Consider the following 14961-nt stretch of genomic DNA (forward strand, 5'->3'; position numbering starts at 1 on the left):
ATTGGGCACAAGCCAATTAGAAATGAATGGCTTTTGCTGTAACCAAACCGTAATCAGAAGCGACGGGACCGCGGCACCTATCCGCAGTCCCTGAGTGGCTATCCGGCGGTGCCGGTGCGGCGCTTGCGCTTCTCAAGGTAGTCCGACCACGAAACCACCTCGGGATGTTGCTTGAGCAGAGCCCTGCGCTGGCGCTCGGTCATGCCACCCCAAACACCGAACTCGACCTTGTTGTCCAGCGCATCTGCCGCACACTCTTGCATTACCGGACAGTGACGGCAGATCACCGCGGCCTTGCGTTGTGCGGCTCCTCGAACAAAGAGTTCGTCAGGGTCGGTAGTCCGGCACAGCGCCTTGGATACCCACGCGATCCGCTCTTCCGCGTCTACGCTGCGTACCACGTTCTGTGCAGCCGTGAGGTTAGTCCTTCGAGCGGCTGGACGGGTTCCTGACACGAGCTGATCCCTTCCTCCCGGCCGCCGTGTGCGACCGCCCTCCTCGGAAACAGCCGATGCTGCGAGCGACGCCACACCATGCACATCGGTGTTACCTGTATCTCACTGATCTGTATAAGTCAGGTGGTCGTGTGCCAATTGCGCAACAGTACGATAACGCTTTTTTGGGACGAGCGTGCCGTCTTGTCTGGATCGGCCGGGGGAAATGCCGCCGCTTCGGTCCCGTTTACGGGGTCTGACCAGTGACGCAGCCGCAAATATCGCGCCCGCCCCGATCCCGCAGTGACTCACCCGCCCGCGGAAAGATTCTATTGGACCGAGCGGCACGGTGGAGTGACAGGAGGTCGCTACTGTAGTACGCATGCCCGAGCGCCTCCCGGCCGCGATCACCGTTCTGAAGCTGGCTGGGTGCTGTCTGTTGGCCAGTGTCGTCGCCACTGCGCTGACGTTCCCGTTCGCAGGCGGGCTAGGGCTGATGTCCAATCGTGCCTCTGAGGTCGTTGCCAACGGCTCGGCCCAGCTGCTCGAGGGGCAAGTGCCTGCGGTATCGACGATGGTCGACGCGAAGGGCAACACGATCGCGTGGCTGTACTCGCAGCGCCGGTTCGAGGTGCCCTCGGACAAGATCGCCAACACGATGAAGCTGGCGATCGTCTCGATTGAAGATAAGCGGTTCGCCGACCACAGCGGCGTGGACTGGAAGGGCACCCTGACCGGCCTGGCGGGCTACGCGTCCGGCGACCTCGACACGCGCGGCGGCTCGACGCTCGAACAACAGTACGTGAAGAACTACCAACTGCTGGTGACAGCCCAAACCGATGCCGAGAAGCGAGCGGCCGTCGAAACCACTCCGGCCCGCAAGCTTCGCGAGATCCGGATGGCACTCACGCTGGACAAGACCTTCACAAAATCTGAAATCCTGACCCGATACTTGAACCTGGTCTCGTTCGGCAATAACTCGTTCGGCGTGCAGGACGCGGCGCAAACGTACTTCGGCATCAACGCGTCCGACCTGAATTGGCAGCAAGCGGCGCTGCTGGCCGGCATGGTGCAATCGACCAGCACGCTCAACCCGTACACCAACCCCGACGGCGCGCTGGCCCGGCGGAACGTGGTCCTCGACACCATGATCGAGAACCTTCCCGGGGAGGCGGAGGCGTTGCGTGCCGCCAAGGCCGAGCCGCTGGGGGTACTGCCGCAGCCCAATGAGTTGCCGCGCGGCTGCATCGCGGCCGGCGACCGCGCATTCTTCTGCGACTACGTCCAGGAGTACCTGTCTCGGGCCGGGATCAGCAAGGAGCAGGTCGCCACGGGCGGGTACCTGATCCGCACCACCCTGGACCCAGAGGTGCAGGCACCGGTCAAGGCCGCCATCGACAAGTACGCCAGCCCGAACCTGGCCGGTATTTCCAGCGTGATGAGCGTGATCAAACCGGGTAAGGATGCGCACAAGGTGTTGGCCATGGCCAGTAACCGCAAATACGGGCTGGATCTAGAAGCCGGCGAAACCATGCGGCCGCAGCCATTCTCCCTGGTTGGCGACGGCGCCGGGTCTATCTTCAAGATCTTCACCACGGCCGCTGCTCTGGACATGGGCATGGGTATTAACGCCCAACTCGACGTGCCGCCCCGATTCCAGGCCAAAGGTCTGGGAAGTGGCGGGGCAAAGGGGTGCCCCAAAGAGACCTGGTGTGTGGTGAACGCCGGCAACTACCGCGGCTCGATGAATGTCACCGACGCGCTGGCAACCTCGCCAAACACCGCGTTCGCCAAGCTGATCTCGCAGGTCGGGGTGGGGCGTGCGGTCGATATGGCCATCAAACTCGGGCTGAGGTCTTATGCGAATCCCGGCACCGCACGCGACTACAACCCCGACAGCAATGAGAGCTTGGCTGACTTCGTCAAACGACAGAACCTGGGTTCGTTCACCCTCGGCCCCATCGAGTTAAACGCGCTGGAGCTGTCCAACGTGGCGGCCACGTTGGCATCCGGCGGCGTGTGGTGCCCCCCCAACCCAATCGACCAGCTCATCGACCGCAACGGCAACGAAGTCGCGGTCACCACCGAGACGTGCGACCAGGTGGTGCCCGCAGGGCTGGCGAACACCCTCGCCAACGCGATGAGCAAGGACGCCGTGGGCAGCGGCACGGCGGCCGGTTCGGCCGGCGCGGCGGGCTGGGATCTGCCGATGTCCGGCAAAACCGGCACCACCGAGGCGCACCGGTCGGCCGGCTTCGTGGGCTTCACCAACCGCTACGCGGCGGCGAACTACATCTACGACGACTCCAGCTCGCCGACAGATCTGTGTTCCGGCCCGCTGCGCCATTGCGGCAGCGGCGACTTGTACGGCGGCAACGAGCCATCCCGCACCTGGTTCGCCGCGATGAAGCCGATCGCCAACAACTTCGGCGAAGTGCAGCTACCACCGACCGATCCACGCTATGTCGACGGCGCACCAGGCTCACGGGTACCAAGCGTGGCCGGTCTGGATGTCGACGCCGCACGCCAGCGCCTCAAGGACGCGGGCTTCCAGGTCGCCGACCAAACCAACTCGGTCAACAGCTCCGCCAAGTATGGTGAGGTGGTCGGAACGTCGCCCAGCGGTCAAACAATTCCGGGTTCGATCGTCACGATCCAGATCAGCAACGGCATCCCGCCGGCTCCGCCTCCGCCACCGCTGCCTGAGGATGGTGGGCCGCCACCGCCGGTCGGATCGCAGGTGGTGGAGATTCCGGGGCTGCCGCCGATCACCATTCCGCTGCTGGCGCCACCACCCCCAGCGCCTCCCCCGTAGGCCCTCCCAATCGGCCTCGTGCCGCTGCAGACGCGCGATCAGACCTCGACCGGCAGTAGGCTGCGTGCATGGCTGCTGTCTTGCCCACCTTGATCCGCACCGGCGCCGTGGCGTTGGGCTCGGCCATCGCCGGGATTGGTTACGCTGCGCTGGTCGAGCGCAATGCATTCGTCCTGCGCGAGGTGACCATGCCAGTCTTGACTCCGGGCTCCACACCGCTGCGGGTGCTGCACATCAGCGATCTGCATATGCTGCCCAACCAGCACCGCAAACAGGCCTGGCTGCGCGAGCTCGCCAGCTGGGAGCCGGATCTGGTCGTCAACACCGGTGACAACCTGGCTCACCCCAAGGCGGTGCCCGCCGTCGTCCAAACCCTGAGCGATCTGCTGTCCCGGCCGGGTGTCTTCGTGTTCGGCAGCAACGACTACTTTGGGCCGCGCCTGAAGAACCCAATGAACTATCTGACCAGCCCGGATCACCGCGTCCGCGGAGCAGCGCTGCCCTGGCAGGATCTGCGGGCGGCGTTCACCGAACGTGGGTGGCTCGACCTAACCCATACCCGCCGCGAGTTCGAAGTTGCCGGTCTGCACATCGCCGCTGCGGGCGTCGACGACCCGCATATCGACCGAGACCGCTACGACACCATCGCCGGCCCGGCCAGCCCGGCCGCCAACCTGCGGCTGGGGCTCACCCATTCACCGGAGCCGCGGGTGTTGGACCGCTTCGCCGCCGATGGTTACCAGTTGGTGCTGGCCGGCCACACCCACGGCGGGCAGCTGTGCCTGCCGTTGTACGGGGCGCTGGTCACTAACTGCGGTCTGGACCGCTCCCGGGCCAAAGGAGCGTCACACTGGGGTGCAAACATGCGGCTGCACGTCTCCGCCGGGATCGGCACTTCGCCGTTTGCGCCGGTGAGATTCTGCTGCCGGCCCGAAGCAACCCTGCTGACGTTGATCGCGACCCCAATGGGCGGGCGCGATTCGAGCAGCAACCTGGGCCGCTCACAGCCGACAGTGTCGGTGCGTTGAGCGGCGGGGCCTGTATCGCGGTCCGCAGCCTATCCCGGAGCTGGACGGACAACGCGATCCGGTTGATCGAGGCGGACGCCCGCCGTAGCGCCGACACCCACCTGCTGCGCTACCCACTGCCCGCTGCCTGGTGCACGGATGTCGACGTCGAGCTGTACCTCAAGGACGAGACGACCCATATCACCGGCAGTCTCAAACACCGGTTGGCACGTTCGTTGTTCCTCTATGCGCTATGCAACGGCTGGATCAACGAGAACACCACGGTGGTGGAGGCATCGTCGGGTTCAACGGCGGTGTCCGAGGCCTATTTCGCGGCGCTGCTGGGTCTGCCGTTCATCGCCGTGATGCCGGCCGCGACCAGCGCTTCCAAAATCGCGTTGATCGAATCACAAGGTGGCCGTTGTCATTTCGTCCAGAATTCAAGTCAAGTGTACGCCGAGGCGGAGCGCGTCGCCAAGGAAACCGGCGGCCACTATCTGGACCAGTTCACCAACGCGGAGCGCGCAACCGACTGGCGCGGCAACAACAACATCGCCGAGTCGATCTACGTGCAAATGCGCGAAGAGAAGCACCCCACCCCGGAATGGATCGTCGTGGGTGCGGGCACCGGCGGAACCAGCGCGACGATCGGCCGCTACATCCGCTACCGACGGCACGCGACCCGGCTGTGCGTCGTCGATCCGGAGAATTCCGCGTTCTTCCCCGCGTACTCCGAAGGCCGGTACGACATCGTCATGCCCACATCGTCCCGTATCGAGGGCATCGGCCGGCCGCGGGTCGAGCCGTCGTTTCTGCCCGGTGTGGTCGACCGCATGGTGGCGGTCCCCGACGCGGCGTCGATCGCTGCCGCCCGGCATGTCAGCGCCGTTCTGGGGCGCCGAGTGGGACCGTCTACCGGCACCAACCTCTGGGGCGCGTTCGGACTGCTCGCCGAGATGGTCAAGCAGGGCCGCAGCGGCTCGGTGGTCACACTGCTCGCCGACAGCGGCGATCGCTACGCCGACACCTACTTTTCCGACGAGTGGGTCAGTGCCCAGGGGCTCGATCCGGCCGGGCCGGCTGCGGCGCTGGTGGAATTCGAGCGCTCCTGTCGATGGACGTGACGGTCGGACCTGCGGTTTGGCTAGTCAACGGTCCGGTGCGATAGGCTGTCGTGGCTTCAAGCGGGGTGTGGCGCAGCTTGGTAGCGCGCTTCGTTCGGGACGAAGAGGCCGTGGGTTCAAATCCCGCCACCCCGACCGAGAGATCGCTGACGACAGCCTTACCCGGCGCAGCGTGGTAGCTTGCTGCAGTCTGCTCGGGCGGCAGCGCCACCCTGACGGTGCTGGTTGACCATGCCGGACAGCACGTCAACGCACAGGCATTTCCAACGGAAGTTGTAGGTTACCGGCCGCCCTAAAACACGGTGCACTTTTCGTTAAAGGTTGTGGGTGTGGATCCAACGAAATTCGTTGCCCCGGCGTGGGCAGCGCCGTGTCCACAGGGGGACCCGCCGCGCATTACGCCTATGGGCCCACCCCCGTACCGCGGGAGTTGGCTCTGCACCCCGAGCCAATCATGCTTCTCTCGGAGTCCGACGCGGGACTGGGACGACTCGCATGAGCCGGACGCCTCCTGCCTGACCCCCACCTGCTAGGAACGTAAACCGGGAGAGTTTCGTCGGAGCCAGAATTGGATTTCCTCCCCGAGCAATCGGCCCGAAACCGCGGGGTTGTTTCCGCCGACCGTCGACAACATGTGGCGTGCGTTGGATGACTGGGAAATGTATCTCCACGACGCAGCGCCACAACTGCCGCTCTTGATCCGTTGCGCCCTGGTGCATTACCAATTCGAGGCGATCGGGCCATTTCTCGACGGCAACGCACGACTCGGGCGTCTGTTCATCATCCTTTGCCTTGTTGCATTGGGACGGTTGCCGCTAACGGGCGGGGCGAAACCGCACCCGAGTGCCGCGGCGGGGCACAAGCATGATGGAGCGCCGCACGATCCGCTCTGGCTCGTCGTCGACGGCGGTGAACTCGCCCTCGCGCAGCAGCACGTGCAATACGGTGATCAACTCTCGCATCGAAAAGTTCGCACCCAGACAGCGTTTCACGCCGCCGCCGAACGGAACCCAGGCATAGGTTTGCGGCCGCGTACCGAGGAACCGCTCGGGGCGGAACTCGTGTGGGTGCTCATACACCTCGGCGCTGCGGTTGATCGCGATGATGTGGACCACGATTCGTGTGCCAGCCTCCACACGGTAACCGCCGATGGTTAGTGGTTGCGCGGCGACACGAGCCGTCAACGGCGCGGGCGGACGCACCCGCAACGTCTCGTTGATCACCGCCGTCGTGAAGGCTTCCCCACCGCCAACGGCCTCCGCTCGCACGCGCCGCAACGCGTCCGGATGGTGCAGCAGCAAGTCGAACGCCCACGCCAACGTGGTCGCCGTGGTTTCATGCCCCGCCAGCACGAGGGTGATCAGATCGTCGCGGATCTCGCTGTCTGACAACTGTTCCCCGGACTCTCCGCGCGCGCTCACGAGCAACGACAGGACGTCGTGTCGCTCGCCCAGGCGTGGATCGGCGCGCCGCTGCGCAATGAGCGCCATGACGACGTCGTCGATCTCGGTGTTGGCGCGGGCGCGTGCAGGCCAGACTCGTAGTGCGCCCAACCGACGCAGTGCGTAGCGCACGGTCAACTGCTCTGAAACACCAAGATTCAACAGCCGCTCGAACGGCCGGCCCAAGCGCCGGACCTCCTCGGGGTCGTCGACCCCGAATATGACCTTGACGATCACATCCAGCATCAGCGACCGCGCCACCGTCAACATCGCAAACGGACGGTCAACCGGCCATGTATGCATCGCCGCGCGAGTGGAGTTCTCGATAATCGGAACGTAACGATCCAGCGCAGCGCCATGTAATGGCGGCGTCAAGAGTTTTCGACGTCGAAGATGCTCCGGCTCCTCCTGGACAAACATCGACCCCGACCCATAGATCGCCGCTGCCGGCCCCACCCCCTCGCCCCCGAGCAGGACGTCGGTGGGAGCGGTGAAAACCTCCTTGGCCAGCGCCGAGTCGGACACGATCGCAACGTCACCCAGGCTGAGAATGGGCATCGTCATGATCGGTCCGTACCGACGGATCAGTCGCAGCATCCGGCGCTCGCCACCCGCCAGGTAGGCAACCGCGTAGGCGGCCGCGAAGGCCGCGCGAAATCCACGGGGCGCCGGCAAGCCCGGTGGGCCGCCCAAAGCATCCGGCGCGTGCTCCCGGCGAACCGCAAACGCTGCCACGCCTACGACAGAAGCACAGCGTTTCGGGTCGGTCAACGCAGCAGGGCTAGCAAGCGACCTCAGCACCATCGGTTCCCGAAGGTGCGGTCCGGCGCTACCGCGTCGAAAATCGCAGACCGCGCCAGCCGGTTGGGAATGAGGCCGTTTCACCGGCGGGCGTCCCGCGCAGCGTTTCGCCGCAGACCCTATGTTGGCCATGCGCGATATAGGCCACCCGGCACCAAGGTGCCATGACCGCCACAACCAGGGCCGCGGCGGCAACCGCCAGGTGTCCGATCGTCAGCGCAACTAAACCCGCAACCAGCCCGACAGCCCACACGGCAGCCACCACCAGCCCCGGCACATTGACACTCGCGGGGACGCTGCCGCTACCGCTTGGCTGCGGCGCGGATGCATGATCACCGGCGTCACTCCCGGTGTAGACCATGACCACTCCCAGCGATAAAAGGTTGCCGATCAAGGTAACCCATACAGGCCGTCGGCAGCCACCGGCGAACAGCTCTTCGAGGATGCCGTCAGGACATTGACAGCTACCAGACACCATTTCCACACCGTCAAAATGTGGCGCGTGACACGCACGGCGGCACGCTGGCAACGTGGCGTGCGCCGCAGGCCTCGACTATCTGGTGCCGATCACAGCATGCATGCTCGTCGGTTTGTACGGCGTTACCGGTCGATCCTGCCGCCCCGTACCCCAGTCAAGGCATCGTGGAGCGTGGAAAACAACCGAAAGGTCTTGTCCAGACCCATCAGATGAATCGGCCTTCTGGTTACCGAACCCCGTGCAACCACCCCGAACTTGACGGATTGGCCTATCTTTTCGGATGTTGCCGCCAAAATCTTCAGCCCCACCGACCCCAGAAACTCCACCGCGGAAAGGTCGATGACTAGCGCCGTCGGATTGTCGGCCACAACTTCGCCGATGGCCTCTTCAAGTGCCGCAGCGGTGATCAAATCAATCTCACCACCGATGCTGAGCACGGCGACCCCGTTATGGTCGGCAACCGTGACGGTGATCGAGTCGGGAGCTGACAATGGCGATCCTCTTGTCCGAGCCGTCCGTGTGGTGAAAGCCTAGCCCGCCTGCGAACTGCGGCGGCGGCCCATCAGCGTAGGATTTGCCGGCTGCACACGACCTGTGTGCGGGCCGCAATCGCGGCGAAGGCGCTGGGGCGTGGGTGAATTGCCTAACAACCCTCGAGTGCGGACACGCATATAGCCTCCGTCGAAATTGGCCTATAGGCGTTCCTTGACCGCCGCCGACAAGCGTGCGCCGTCGGCTTTCCCGGCGGCGATCACGGTGGCCGCCTTCATTACCAGACCCATCTGTTTCATGCTGGGCCGATGCCCGAGTTCTTCGGCCACCTCGGCTATGGCGGTGTCGGCGACATCGGCCAGTTCCCCCTCGGTGAGCGGCGTCGGGAGGTACTCGTCAATGATCCGTGCCTCGGCATGCTCGGTGGCGGCGAGCTCACCGCGGCCGTTTTGGGTGTAGATCTCCGCCGCCTCACCACGCTTGCGCGATTCCCTGGCCAACACCTTGATCACCTCGTCGTCGGAGAGCTCTCTTGCCTGCTTGCCAGAGACCTCCTCGGTCTGGATCGCGGCCAGCAGCATGCGTATGGTCGCGGTCCGCAGCTTGTCCTGCGTCTTCATCGCTTGGGTCAGGTCTGACCGAAGCTGGGATTTAAGTTCCGCCATTGCACAAACGCTACGCGCCGCAACGCCCGAAACCCGACACTGAGACCTACATTGAGAAATGCACCGACCGCCGACAGGATGGAGGCCATGACGAACGACGACAGCTGCTGCGTCCGGTGAGCATGCTGCCGCCTGGCTACCCGGTTGAACCACCGCCCGTGGCGCCGGGATATGCGCCGGCCGGATATCCGCCCTACCCCGCTACACCACCCGGGTACGGCCCGCCGGGTTATGGTGCGCCGCCCAGCTATGGCCCCCCGCCTGGCTATGGTCCACCCCTCGGCTACCCCGCCGCACCGCCCGGCTGCGGCCCACCGCCCGGCTATGGCCCACCGCTCGGCTATGGCCCACCGGTCGCCCCGGGCGCGGTCAAACCAGGAATAATCCCGCTGCGGCCGTTGACCTTGAGCGATATCTTCAACGGCGCGGTCGGCTACATCCGCGCTAACCCGAAGGCGACGCTGGGATTGACCGCCATGGTCGTGGTGACCCTGCAAATCATCTCACTGGTGGCCCTATTTGGCCCCATGACCGCCTTCGGTGACATCGTGACCGGGGAGCCCGACGAGCTGACCGGCGCGGTGGTGGGCGGTTGGTCAGCGTCATTCGGCGCCAGTCTCCTGGTCAGCTGGCTAGCGGGTGTGCTGCTCAGCGGCATGCTCACCGTCATCGTCGGGCGGGCCGTGTTCGGTTCGCCGATCACCGTCGGCGAGGCGTGGGCCAAGGTTCGCGGTCGCCTGCTCGCGTTGTTCGGCCTGGCACTGCTGGAAGCAGCCGGCGTGGTGGCGGTGCTCGGGCTGGCGGTCGTCATACTTTCCGGGGTCGCGGCGGCGGCCAACGAGGCAGCGGCGGCCCTCCTCGGCTTCCCGCTGCTGCTCGTGGTTGGGGTGTCGCTGGCCTATTTGTATGTCGTCCTGCTGTTCGCACCCGTGCTGATCGTGCTGGAGAGGCTGCCCATCGTCGAGGCGATCACCAGATCCTTTGCGCTCGTGCGTCATGGCTTCTGGCGGGTCCTGGGCATCCGCCTGCTGACGGTGCTGGTGGTGGGCGTAGTTGGTAATGCGATCGCGGCTCCTTTCATGATCGTCGGCGAGATAGTGACGGCCGTCACAGCGTCCGACGGGTCAGTCACCATGCGGCTCGTCGGCGCTACGCTCTCGGCCATCGGAGTGACGATCGGCCAGATTGTCACCGCGCCGTTCAGCGCCGGAGTTGTCGTGCTGTTATACACCGACCGCCGTATCCGTGCCGAGGCCTTCGACCTGGTATTGCAGACCGGCTTAGAAGCCGGCCCCGCCGGCGGGCCCGCCCCGGTGGAGTCCACCGACAACCTATGGCTCACGCGGCCTTTCTAAAGGGAGTTAGTGAGGACAGGCTGACAGTGCCCTCCATCGACATCGACCGCGAAGCCGCACACCAAGCCGCACAACGCGAGCTCGACAAACCGATCTACCCCAAAGACTCCCTGACCAAGGAACTCACCGACTGGATCGACGAGCAGCTGTACCGGATTTTGGAGAAGGGATCCTCGATACCTGGCGGTTGGTTCACCATCACCGTGCTGCTCATCTTGCTGATGATCGCGGTGACCGCCGCCGTCCAGATCGCACGGCGCACCATGCGCACCAACCGCGGCGGTGACTACCAGTTGTTCGACGCCGGCCAATTGACCGCAGCCCAGCATCGCTCCACGGCTGAAAGCTATGCCGCCGAGGGTAATTGGGCTGCGGCGATCCGCCACCGGCTACAAGCCGTGGCTCGCGAGTTGGAGGAGACCGGCATGCTCAACCCGGCTGCCGGGCGCACCGCCAACGAGCTGGCCAGCGATGCGGGCGAGGTTTTACCGCATCTGGCAGGGGAATTGACGCAGGCGGCAACCGCTTTCAACGACGTCACCTACGGCGAGCGGCCCGGAACCCAAGGCGCCTACCAAATGATCGCCGACCTCGATGACCATCTGCGGTCCCGTTCACCGGCCGTCGTATCTGCAGTGCAGCACCCGGCCGTGTTCGACTCGTGGGCGCAGGTCCGGTGATTCCCACACGTCTCGCAACCGTGCGCCGCCGACGGCCGTGGCGCGGGGTGTTGCTCACGCTGGCCGCAGTCGCCGTCGTGGCCTCGATCGGCACCTATTTGACGGCGCCACGGCCTGGAGGCGCCATGGCCCCCGCGTCCACCAGCTCGACGGGGGGCCACGCGCTGGCGACGCTGCTTGGCAACCACGGCGTCGAGGTTGTCGTGGCCGACTCCATCGCCGATGTCGAAGCCGCGGCACGCCCCGACTCGCTGCTGTTGGTGGCGCAGACGCAGTATCTAGTCGACAACGCACTGCTGGATCGGCTGGCGAAAGCCCCCGGTGACCTGTTGCTGGTGGCACCCACCTCACGAACTCGTACGGCGCTGACGCCGCAACTGCGCATCGCGGCCGCCAGCCCATTCAACAGTCAGCCGAATTGTACGCTGCGGGAAGCTAATCGGGCAGGATCGGTGCAGTGGGGGCCCAGTGACACCTACCAGGCCACCGGCGACCTGGTGTTGACCAGCTGTTACGGCGGGGCATTGGTCCGCTTTCGTGCTGAGGGCCGAACCATCACGGTGGTTGGCAGCAGCAACTTCATGACCAACGGCGGCCTGCTGCCGGCCGGCAATGCCGCACTGGCCATGAACCTCGCGGGCAACCGGCCTCGTCTCGTCTGGTACGCGCCCGACCACATTGAGGGGGAAATGTCTTCTCCGTCATCTCTTTCCGACCTGATTCCGGAGAACGTGCACTGGACCATCTGGCAATTGTGGCTGGTGGTGCTCTTGGTGGCACTCTGGAAAGGCCGGCGGATCGGTCCACTGGTGGCCGAGGAGTTACCCGTTGTGATCCGCGCGTCGGAGACTGTCGAGGGTCGCGGTCGGTTGTACCGATCCCGTCGGGCGCGTGATCGCGCCGCGGACGCACTACGCACCGCGACGCTGCAACGCCTGCGGCCCCGACTTGGGGTGGGCGCAGGCGCGCCGGCGCCAGCAGTGGTGACAACCATAGCGCAGCGCAGCAAAGCTGACCCGCCGTTTGTTGCCTACCATTTATTCGGCCCGGCACCGGCCACCGACAATGACCTGTTACAACTTGCCCGTGCGCTCGACGACATCGAAAGGCAGGTCACCCACTCGTGACACAGTCCGCGTCCAACCCGCAAGCTCCTCCCACCCAAACCCCTGGCGCTGAATTGCCCGGCTATCCCCCGCAAGCGGGTGGTGCCCCTACAGCGGCCCCTTCCGGGCCGCATCCTCACCGGGCTGAAGCAGAATCGGCACGTGATGCATTGCTGGCATTACGCGCCGAGGTCGCCAAGGCCGTCGTCGGACAGGACGGGGTGATCAGCGGCCTGGTGATCGCTCTGTTGTGCCGTGGGCACGTGCTCCTGGAAGGTGTTCCAGGAGTGGCGAAGACGCTGATTGTCCGCGCTATGTCCGCCGCTTTGCAACTGGAGTTCAAGCGGGTGCAGTTCACCCCTGACCTGATGCCAGGCGACGTCACCGGTTCACTGGTCTACGATGCCCGCACCGCCGAGTTCGTGTTCCGGCCGGGCCCGGTGTTCACCAATTTGCTGCTGGCCGATGAGATCAACCGCACCCCACCCAAGACGCAGGCCGCGCTGCTCGAGGCGATGGAAGAGCGTCAAGTCAGTGTGGAGGGTGAGCCTAAGCCGCTGCCCAACCCGTTCATCGTCGCCGCGACGCAGAACCCGATCGAATACGAGGGCACCTATCAGTTGCCCGAAGCCCAACTGGATCGTTTCCTGCTGAAACTGAATGTGACACTGCCGGCACGCGATTCCGAGATCGCCATCCTTGACCGGCACGCGCACGGGTTCGACCCGCGCGATCTATCCGCGATCAATCCGGTGGCCGGGCCGGCCGAGCTGGCGGCTGGCCGCGAGGCGGTGCGCCACGTGCTGGTCGCTAATGAGGTGCTGGGCTACATCGTCGACATCGTCGGGGCCACCCGCTCCTCGCCCGCACTACAGCTCGGTGTGTCGCCGCGTGGGGCAACCGCCCTGCTGGGCACCGCCCGGTCCTGGGCGTGGCTGTCCGGGCGCGATTACGTCACCCCCGACGACGTGAAGGCGATGGCCCGACCGACGCTACGCCACCGGGTGATGCTACGCCCGGAAGCCGAGCTGGAAGGCGCCACACCCGACGGCGTTCTCGACGGAATTCTGGCCTCGGTTCCGGTGCCCCGCTAGTGATCCGTGTGATCGGCGCCGGCGACGATGCAGTGGGGGCACCACCCGCTTGCGGGGGACGAAGCGATGGGGTGGGGGTACGCCCCCACAAGTGGGAGGTACCCCCACCCGCTTGCGGGGGAGAGCGGCGCAGATGATCCTAACCGGACGCACCGGCTTGCTGGCCCTGATCTGCGTCCTGCCGATAGCGCTGTCCCCTTGGCCGGCAAGGGCTTTCGTGATGTTGCTGGTGGCGCTTGCGGTAGCGGTGACCGTGGACACCCTGCTAGCGGCCAGCACCCGTAAGTTGCGCTTTACCCGCTCGCCGTATACCTCCGCCCGGCTCGGGCAGCCCGTGGACGCGAGCCTGCTGCTCTGCAATGGGGGCCGCCGCCGGTTCCGCGGCCAGGTTCGTGACGCCTGGCCGCCCAGTGCCCGTGCGCAGCCGCACACCCACGATGTCGACGTGGCTGCCGGGCAGCGCCAGCAGGTGCACACCGCACTGCGGCCAGTTCGGCGTGGGGACCAGCGCGCAGCAATGGTCACGGCCCGTTCGATCGGACCACTGGGGTTGGCGGGACGGCAGAGTTCACAGTCGGTGCCCGGCTTGGTCCGGGTGCTGCCGCCGTTCCTGTCTCGCAAGCACCTGCCGTCGAGGCTGGCCAAGCTGCGGGAGATCGACGGGCTGTTACCCACGTTGATACGCGGCCAAGGCACCGAATTCGATTCGCTGCGCGAGTATGTCGTCGGCGACGACGTCCGCTCGATCGATTGGCGCGCGAGCGCACGCCGCGCCGATGTCATGGTCCGCACCTGGCGGCCCGAACGGGACCGCCGAGTCGTCATCGTGCTCGACACCGGACGCATGGCGGCGGGGCGGGTCGGTGTCGACCCGACCGCCGCCGATCCCGCCGGGTGGCCGCGGCTGGACTGGTCCATGGATGCCGCACTGCTGTTGGCGGCACTGGCGTCACGAGCCGGCGACCATGTCGACTTCCTGGCCCACGACCGGATCAGCCGCGCCGGCGTGTTTGGCGCCTCGCGTAGCGAACTGCTTGCCCAACTGGTCGATGCCATGGCCCCGCTGCGACCGGCGCTTATCGAATCCGACTGGCATGCAATGATTGCCACCATCTTGCGGCGCACCCGGAGGCGATCGCTGGTGGTGCTGCTGACCGACCTCAACGCGACCGCTCTCGACGAGGGCCTGTTGCCGGTGCTGCCGCAGTTGTCGGCCCGACACCATGTGCTGGTCGCCGCGGTTGCCGACCCGCGCGTCGATCAACTGGCCGCCGGGCGGTCCGACGCGGCAGCGGTGTACGACGCTGCGGCTGCGGAGCGCGCCCGCAACGACCGGCGTGCGATCGCGTCACAACTGCGCCGAGGCGGGGTAGATGTCATCGACGCTCCTCCCGCCGAAATCGCACCCGGACTTGCGGATCGCTACCTGGCGATGAAAGCGACCGGCCGCCTCTAATTTCCGACCTCC

At 65.6% G+C, this 14961-nt stretch carries 13 protein-coding genes, 1 tRNA gene and 1 other annotated feature; of the genes, 9 read left to right on the forward strand and 5 right to left on the reverse strand.

The window, feature by feature from the left end; translation table 11 throughout:
• Nucleotides 1-98: 98 nt before the first annotated feature.
• The gene (gene whiB4 / locus Rv3681c; RefSeq protein ID NP_218198.2) at nt 99-455 is read right to left on the reverse strand and encodes a transcriptional regulator WhiB4; all 357 of its coding nucleotides are present in this window, start codon (nt 453-455) and stop codon (nt 99-101) included.
• Between the two features lie 361 nt (nt 456-816).
• Here whiB4 and ponA2 point away from each other — a divergent pair, with 361 nt between their 5' ends.
• The 4 genes from ponA2 (at nt 817) to proY (ending at nt 5515) form a co-directional block, all read left to right on the forward strand.
• Nucleotides 817-3249: a bifunctional penicillin-insensitive transglycosylase/penicillin-sensitive transpeptidase gene (ponA2, locus tag Rv3682; RefSeq protein YP_178005.1), complete on the forward strand. Its 2433-nt coding sequence runs from the start codon at nt 817-819 to the stop codon at nt 3247-3249.
• Between the two features lie 68 nt (nt 3250-3317).
• On the forward strand, nt 3318-4277 hold the full coding sequence (locus tag Rv3683; RefSeq protein ID NP_218200.1) for a hypothetical protein: 960 nt from the start codon (nt 3318-3320) through the stop codon (nt 4275-4277).
• A 62-nt stretch (nt 4278-4339) separates the two neighbouring features.
• A complete protein-coding gene (locus tag Rv3684; protein NP_218201.3) occupies nt 4340-5380 on the forward strand; it encodes a lyase in 1041 nt (346 codons plus the stop codon).
• A gap of 61 nt (nt 5381-5441) precedes the next feature.
• A tRNA-Pro gene (proY, locus tag Rvnt40) sits at nt 5442-5515 on the forward strand.
• A 680-nt stretch (nt 5516-6195) separates the two neighbouring features.
• Here the strand turns inward: proY and cyp137 are convergent.
• The 4 genes from cyp137 to Rv3688c all read right to left on the reverse strand — a co-directional run bounded on the left by cyp137 (nt 6196) and on the right by Rv3688c (nt 9258).
• Nucleotides 6196-7626 (reverse strand): cytochrome P450 Cyp137, encoded by a 1431-nt coding sequence (gene cyp137, locus Rv3685c; RefSeq protein NP_218202.1) that lies wholly within the window; start codon nt 7624-7626, stop codon nt 6196-6198.
• 25 nt (nt 7627-7651) lie between these two features.
• Nucleotides 7652-7984 carry a hypothetical protein gene (locus tag Rv3686c; RefSeq protein ID NP_218203.1) on the reverse strand — a complete coding sequence of 111 codons (333 nt, stop codon included), beginning with the start codon at nt 7982-7984 and terminating at the stop codon, nt 7652-7654.
• 239 nt (nt 7985-8223) lie between these two features.
• Nucleotides 8224-8592 (reverse strand): anti-anti-sigma factor RsfB, encoded by a 369-nt coding sequence (gene rsfB, locus Rv3687c; RefSeq protein NP_218204.1) that lies wholly within the window; start codon nt 8590-8592, stop codon nt 8224-8226.
• A gap of 201 nt (nt 8593-8793) precedes the next feature.
• Nucleotides 8794-9258, reverse strand: a complete 465-nt coding sequence (locus Rv3688c; protein ID NP_218205.1) for a hypothetical protein — start codon at nt 9256-9258, stop codon at nt 8794-8796.
• On the opposite strand from Rv3688c, the gene Rv3689 reads away from it, so the two are divergent.
• From Rv3689 to Rv3693, 5 genes are all read left to right on the forward strand, one after another.
• Entirely contained in the window at nt 9258-10613 is a 1356-nt protein-coding gene (locus tag Rv3689) for a transmembrane protein (protein ID NP_218206.1), read from the forward strand. The genes Rv3688c and Rv3689 overlap by 1 nt on opposite strands.
• A 26-nt stretch (nt 10614-10639) precedes the next feature.
• Nucleotides 10640-11293: a membrane protein gene (locus tag Rv3690; RefSeq protein ID NP_218207.1), complete on the forward strand. Its 654-nt coding sequence runs from the start codon at nt 10640-10642 to the stop codon at nt 11291-11293.
• Nucleotides 11294-11418: 125 nt separating this feature from the next.
• Nucleotides 11419-12420 carry a hypothetical protein gene (locus Rv3691; protein ID NP_218208.1) on the forward strand — a complete coding sequence of 334 codons (1002 nt, stop codon included), beginning with the start codon at nt 11419-11421 and terminating at the stop codon, nt 12418-12420.
• Nucleotides 12417-13493, forward strand: a complete 1077-nt coding sequence (gene moxR2, locus Rv3692) for a methanol dehydrogenase transcriptional regulator MoxR (RefSeq protein ID NP_218209.1) — start codon at nt 12417-12419, stop codon at nt 13491-13493. Before Rv3691 ends, moxR2 begins: the two co-directional genes overlap by 4 nt.
• Nucleotides 13494-13501: 8 nt before the next feature.
• Nucleotides 13502-13626, forward strand: a repeat region (125 bp Mycobacterial Interspersed Repetitive Unit,Class III.).
• Nucleotides 13627-14949, forward strand: a complete 1323-nt coding sequence (locus Rv3693) for a membrane protein (protein NP_218210.1) — start codon at nt 13627-13629, stop codon at nt 14947-14949.
• Nucleotides 14950-14961: the final 12 nt, after the last annotated feature.

It is taken from the genome of Mycobacterium tuberculosis H37Rv, assembly GCF_000195955.2.
In the GTDB taxonomy this organism is placed as follows: domain Bacteria; phylum Actinomycetota; class Actinomycetes; order Mycobacteriales; family Mycobacteriaceae; genus Mycobacterium; species Mycobacterium tuberculosis.

Excerpts from the sequence above, each read along its gene's own strand:
- ponA2 (YP_178005.1), top strand. The coding sequence starts at position 817 with ATGCCCGAGCGCCTCCCGGCCGCGATCACCGTTCTGAAGCTGGCTGGG.
- Rv3683 (NP_218200.1), top strand. The coding sequence starts at position 3,318 with ATGGCTGCTGTCTTGCCCACCTTGATCCGCACCGGCGCCGTGGCGTTG.
- cyp137 (NP_218202.1), bottom strand. The coding sequence starts at position 7,626 with ATGGTGCTGAGGTCGCTTGCTAGCCCTGCTGCGTTGACCGACCCGAAA.
- Rv3686c (NP_218203.1), bottom strand. The coding sequence starts at position 7,984 with ATGGTCTACACCGGGAGTGACGCCGGTGATCATGCATCCGCGCCGCAG.
- Rv3688c (NP_218205.1), bottom strand. The coding sequence starts at position 9,258 with ATGGCGGAACTTAAATCCCAGCTTCGGTCAGACCTGACCCAAGCGATG.
- Rv3691 (NP_218208.1), top strand. The coding sequence starts at position 11,419 with ATGGCCCCCGCGTCCACCAGCTCGACGGGGGGCCACGCGCTGGCGACG.
- Rv3693 (NP_218210.1), top strand. The coding sequence starts at position 13,627 with ATGATCCTAACCGGACGCACCGGCTTGCTGGCCCTGATCTGCGTCCTG.